The organism is Nitrobacter vulgaris, from assembly GCF_002028545.1.
GTDB classification, from domain to species: Bacteria; Pseudomonadota; Alphaproteobacteria; order Rhizobiales; family Xanthobacteraceae; genus Nitrobacter; species Nitrobacter vulgaris.
Genome location: NZ_MWPQ01000079.1, coordinates 1 through 3,903, shown reverse-complemented (window position 1 = coordinate 3,903; position 3,903 = coordinate 1). Strand labels below are relative to the sequence as shown.

The following is a 3,903-nucleotide window of genomic DNA, read 5'->3' as shown; positions in this document are numbered from 1 at the left end:
CTCCATGTGGTTCGCGCCGGTCAGCGAAGCGCGAGGCAGCGAGTGCGAGAAGCAGGCGCGGTTGGCTAAGCGCATCCTGCACAAGCACGGTCTAGATTACGTGGCCGAGTTTATCGTCGGTCCGCGCGATATGCATCACGTCATCGACGTGCTTTTCGACCGCACGGATGCGCAGGAAACTAAGCGTGCGGATGCCTGCTTCAACGAGCTGCTGGACGAGTTCGAAAAGGAAGGCTACGCGGTTTACCGTGTGAACACTCGCTTCCAGCAGCGTGTTGCGCAGAGTTATGGCTCGGTCAAGCGAGACGTGGAACACGCCATCAAACGCGCGTTGGATCCGAACAATATTTTGGCTCCGGGTCGCTCGGGCATCGACCTAGATACCTATAAAAAGGCCTGATCTCGCCGTGAACTCCGAGCCCGTCTCGGCTTCGGCCTTAATTCTGATCTCGCTTCATGCGGCCGAGCAGCGAGGCTGCATCCTGCAATCGCCCGGCCTCATAAATAAGCTGCTCGATATCCATTGAGATCTCGATGCCCTCAGCGATAGCGCCGTTTTGGACACAGGCCTCGGCAGCCTTGGCAATGCGTGCCGCTTCGCTCAGCTTATTATGAATCTCGGCGATGATGAGTTTGATTGCTGTTTCAATGCTGGCGCGCTCCATCGGCCCCTCCGTAACGGTTCGACCCACTACCGCTCTGCTGCCGCGCGATGTCGAGCGGAACCTGGATAATCTTGTGACGAAGATCGGGGACGCCGGATCACGATGTGATCGCAGGGGGCTGAATACGGGGCTTATTTCGCCGATGCGCGCCGGGGTTTGGCCGGTGGCTTGCCGGCCATCAGATCCCGCAACAGCTTGATGGGATCAGCCCCAATAGCGCGCACGATCGTCACGAACTCGATGACGTCGATCCGCCGTTCACCACCCTCATACTTGGCGACAAAGGACTGAGGGCGCTTCAAGCGACGCGCCAGCTCATGCTGAGTCAGACCGGCGTGCTTGCGGGCAGCCACCATCAGGGCACAGAAGGTAGCCTGATCTGAGAAATGGACGGTTTTGCCGATCCCGCGGGCGGAAGCTGTCATCGCCCGGGCAAGCTGATCCCGAGACGGGATTATCCCAAGAAAGGATAATATTAACTTTGAAGTCCGATGCTGGACCGCTCCAACTGGACTTCGGCGGCAAGGCAAGCGAACTGCCAGCTCATGATTAATCCTCGAATGATCGATCTGAGGCCCGAGACCGGTCAAGCCGAACCGCCCGCGCGAACCTTTGCCCCTTCTGTGGTCCGATACATCAAATTGGGGCGGGGCGGGCAGTGGACAGATCAAGCCCTGGATCAAGGGATCATCCCCTTCGGTTACCCGAAAATTGAGCACCCCGTCTGTATGAAGGGCGATTGGATACAGGCCAGACAGCAGTTGGTGCAGATGGGACGGACACCTGGCGGCGTCAGCAACGGATTGAGGGAGCTGCGGGAGTTTTACGAACTACCGAACGACGCATTGTGGGTGACCTGCGCTCGAGGTCATTTCTGGTGGGCTTTCGCCGATGGCGGCGTGGTCGCGATCGAGCCTCCGTCGCCCGGCGGTCCGACCCGCTATCGTCCCACGCGAGCAGATTGGTCGAACACCGATCTCAATGGCGAGCCGCTGACGGTCCGCAGCCTCAGTTCGGTACTCACGAGCACCGCGAACTATCAAATGACCATTTGCGCGGTCAAGCAGGCGAACTATTTGCTGGCCCGCATTCGAGGGGAGGTCGATCCTCTCAGGACGAAGGCCGCCGCTCTGATCAAGGACCAACGTACTCTGGCATCGCAAATGATCTGCCGGCTCGACTGGCGCGATTTCGAGACCCTGATCGACTTGATCTTTGCCCGGGGAGGGTTAACCGCGACAAATTGGAAGCCGACTCTCCAATTCTGAGGTCAGCCAGGTTCTGAGCGCTCGGCCTGGATTTAAATCGCTCCGAGATATGGAATCACAACCGACTCATCAGACTCAAGTTCTGCCTGGATCAGCTCTTAGTACCTTCGACCGCGCTCACGCAGTGGCAGCCACGTTCCACGATGCGCTGTCATAACCGGTGAAGTGGGCTTCGAGCTCTGTCATCGCGAGACGCTCGTATTCATAGGCTTGCGCCAGGAGCGTCCATCTTTGCGCAGGACGGAATGCTGCGGTCTGACGATAGAGCGAAGCGATGGTGCGATATCGACGCACGTTTTCCAGGTCAGCATTACCGCTCATACTACAAACCCCGTTTCTTGTTGACGCGGGCGACTATGCAGCGAGCGATTTTCGAAATCGTTAGCGGACTTGACAGCCGGAGCGAATGGTTTCGGAACTGTTTATCGGATGACAACTGATTGTTCCGTGGCAGTCGCGCCCCAAGCCCCAGCTTTGAGGCGGGCCTAATCCTTCGCCTTCAGTCGCGCTTCATTTTCGGCAATAAAGGCGCGGATCTCATCGGACATGTTCAGAAGCTTCAACCATTGCTCTTTATACAGAGTCACTGGAAAACGTCCCATCCCGTAAACGGAGAGGCCACCTTTGTCACTCACCTTCATGCGGGTGCCCTCTGAAGCTCCTTTCTTCAGGGCATCGTTCTCCCTGCGGAGACGTTCGAGCTCAGCTTTCATATCGTCGTCCGGCATCTCATCTCCTTTTCGTTGGCGTGATGATATCATGCTATGCTCTCACTTTCACCTCGTCGCCGGTAGCCGTCCGCGCCGTATTGCCGGCAAGCCGCTTCTTGGCGGCTTGCAGGAACTCTTCGACCAATTGTAATACAGGCTCTCAGCGATGCTTTCGCGGCGGTACGGCGCGGCGATCGACCCCTCGCCGCGTAGGCCTTCCTTTAGCCGAGTACTGTTTGCGCGTCGTACAGCGGATGTCCTGCTGACCTGCTTCGCTGGCGACTTCCCTGTCCGGGATTTCTGTCTCATCTTCGATCATTTGAAAGGCTACGATGAACCAGAAATCCTCCGTTCGCAGTTAAGCCGCTTTAGTCTCATCAGCGCTGACGCTGGACCCGGCGGTGTGGCGTTTCGCCCGAGGCGGTGGTGCCTCGGCCCTAAAGGCGCATCGATAAGCGTTTGGGCACAGGGAACGAATAGCAGACGCTTAATGTCAAATGTGGTCGCTGGTCGATCGTATGCGTTGACCCCTCATAATTCGGGATCCGGGCTCTCCAATTTTGGTCAGCTCGGTTCAGAGCGTTCGACCTGGATCTCTTGAAATGATTTGCCTGCACCTTCGAGGACAGCTTCAAGGCGGCATACTGCGCGCAGCCTGCGGATAATGACGTCACAATAGAGCGGGTCGATTTCGATCCCGTAGCCGCGGCGGCCCGTCCGCTCGGCCGCGATCAATGCCGTGCCGGAGCCGGCAAAAGCATCGAGGACAATGCCCTTTCTATGCGAACAATCCCGGATGGCATCCGTCACCAGCGCGACCGGTTTGACCGTTGGATGAAGCGCAAGGTCGGAACGATCGTTACCGAAGCTGTTCACGCCGGCGTAGCTCCAAACATTGGTGCGGTAGCGGCCGTGCTTACCGAGTTCGACATTATTGATGTGAGGGTTAGTCCCTGACTTGAAGACGAACACGAATTCATGCTGGGAACGATAGAGCGATCCCATGCCGCCATTGGCCTTGGCCCAGACACAGATATTTTTTAGCTCACGATAGGCATTCCGGCCGGCTTGCAGGATTTCGTCGACATGACGCCAATCCATGCATTGAAAGTGGATCGAACCATCGACGGAAAATTCCGCAAGGTGCACAAAAACAGATGTCAGGAACGCCGTGAACTCCGATTGTGACATCTCGCCCGATGCCATTGCGAACTCCCGGTGCTGCACGCTGCCCAAACCTCCAACGTGACCCGCGATCGG

The 3,903-nt window shown here is 57.4% G+C and carries 7 protein-coding genes and 1 pseudogene; 2 read left to right on the top strand and 6 right to left on the bottom strand.

Annotated features, from left to right (window positions below):
- The coding region (locus B2M20_RS18600; RefSeq protein WP_274533981.1) for an FAD-linked oxidase C-terminal domain-containing protein at positions 1–400 on the top strand (400 nt) is incomplete at its 5' end.
- A 37-nt stretch (positions 401–437) separates the two neighbouring features.
- On the opposite strand, the gene B2M20_RS18595 is transcribed toward B2M20_RS18600, so the two are convergent.
- Together B2M20_RS18595 and B2M20_RS18590 are read right to left on the bottom strand one after the other, a co-directional pair.
- The gene (locus tag B2M20_RS18595) at positions 438–665 is read right to left on the bottom strand and encodes a hypothetical protein (RefSeq protein WP_079448497.1); all 228 of its coding nucleotides are present in this window, start codon (positions 663–665) and stop codon (positions 438–440) included.
- Positions 666–796: 131 nt separating this feature from the next.
- Complete coding sequence (locus tag B2M20_RS18590; protein ID WP_079448496.1) at positions 797–1,090, bottom strand: helix-turn-helix domain-containing protein; 294 nt, start codon at positions 1,088–1,090, stop codon at positions 797–799.
- Positions 1,091–1,435: 345 nt separating this feature from the next.
- Between B2M20_RS18590 and B2M20_RS18585 the strand changes: the two genes are divergently transcribed.
- The gene (locus tag B2M20_RS18585) at positions 1,436–1,933 is read left to right on the top strand and encodes a hypothetical protein (protein ID WP_210189134.1); all 498 of its coding nucleotides are present in this window, start codon (positions 1,436–1,438) and stop codon (positions 1,931–1,933) included.
- A 117-nt stretch (positions 1,934–2,050) separates the two neighbouring features.
- Here B2M20_RS18585 and B2M20_RS18580 read toward each other — a convergent pair whose 3' ends face one another.
- From B2M20_RS18580 to B2M20_RS18570, 4 genes and pseudogenes are all read right to left on the bottom strand, one after another.
- Entirely contained in the window at positions 2,051–2,254 is a 204-nt protein-coding gene (locus B2M20_RS18580) for a hypothetical protein (protein ID WP_079448495.1), read from the bottom strand.
- Between the two features lie 164 nt (positions 2,255–2,418).
- The gene (locus B2M20_RS18575) at positions 2,419–2,661 is read right to left on the bottom strand and encodes a lysophospholipid acyltransferase family protein (RefSeq protein ID WP_079448494.1); all 243 of its coding nucleotides are present in this window, start codon (positions 2,659–2,661) and stop codon (positions 2,419–2,421) included.
- 46 nt (positions 2,662–2,707) lie between these two features.
- Positions 2,708–2,952: pseudogene (locus B2M20_RS20470) on the bottom strand (IS3 family transposase); the annotation flags it as partial.
- Between the two features lie 255 nt (positions 2,953–3,207).
- A partial coding sequence (locus B2M20_RS18570; protein WP_139372964.1) for a DNA-methyltransferase occupies positions 3,208–3,903 on the bottom strand: 696 nt, incomplete at its 5' end.

Excerpts from the sequence above, each read along its gene's own strand:
- B2M20_RS18595 (WP_079448497.1), bottom strand. The coding sequence starts at position 665 with ATGGAGCGCGCCAGCATTGAAACAGCAATCAAACTCATCATCGCCGAG.
- B2M20_RS18590 (WP_079448496.1), bottom strand. The coding sequence starts at position 1,090 with ATGACAGCTTCCGCCCGCGGGATCGGCAAAACCGTCCATTTCTCAGAT.
- B2M20_RS18585 (WP_210189134.1), top strand. The coding sequence starts at position 1,436 with ATGGGACGGACACCTGGCGGCGTCAGCAACGGATTGAGGGAGCTGCGG.
- B2M20_RS18580 (WP_079448495.1), bottom strand. The coding sequence starts at position 2,254 with ATGAGCGGTAATGCTGACCTGGAAAACGTGCGTCGATATCGCACCATC.
- B2M20_RS18575 (WP_079448494.1), bottom strand. The coding sequence starts at position 2,661 with ATGCCGGACGACGATATGAAAGCTGAGCTCGAACGTCTCCGCAGGGAG.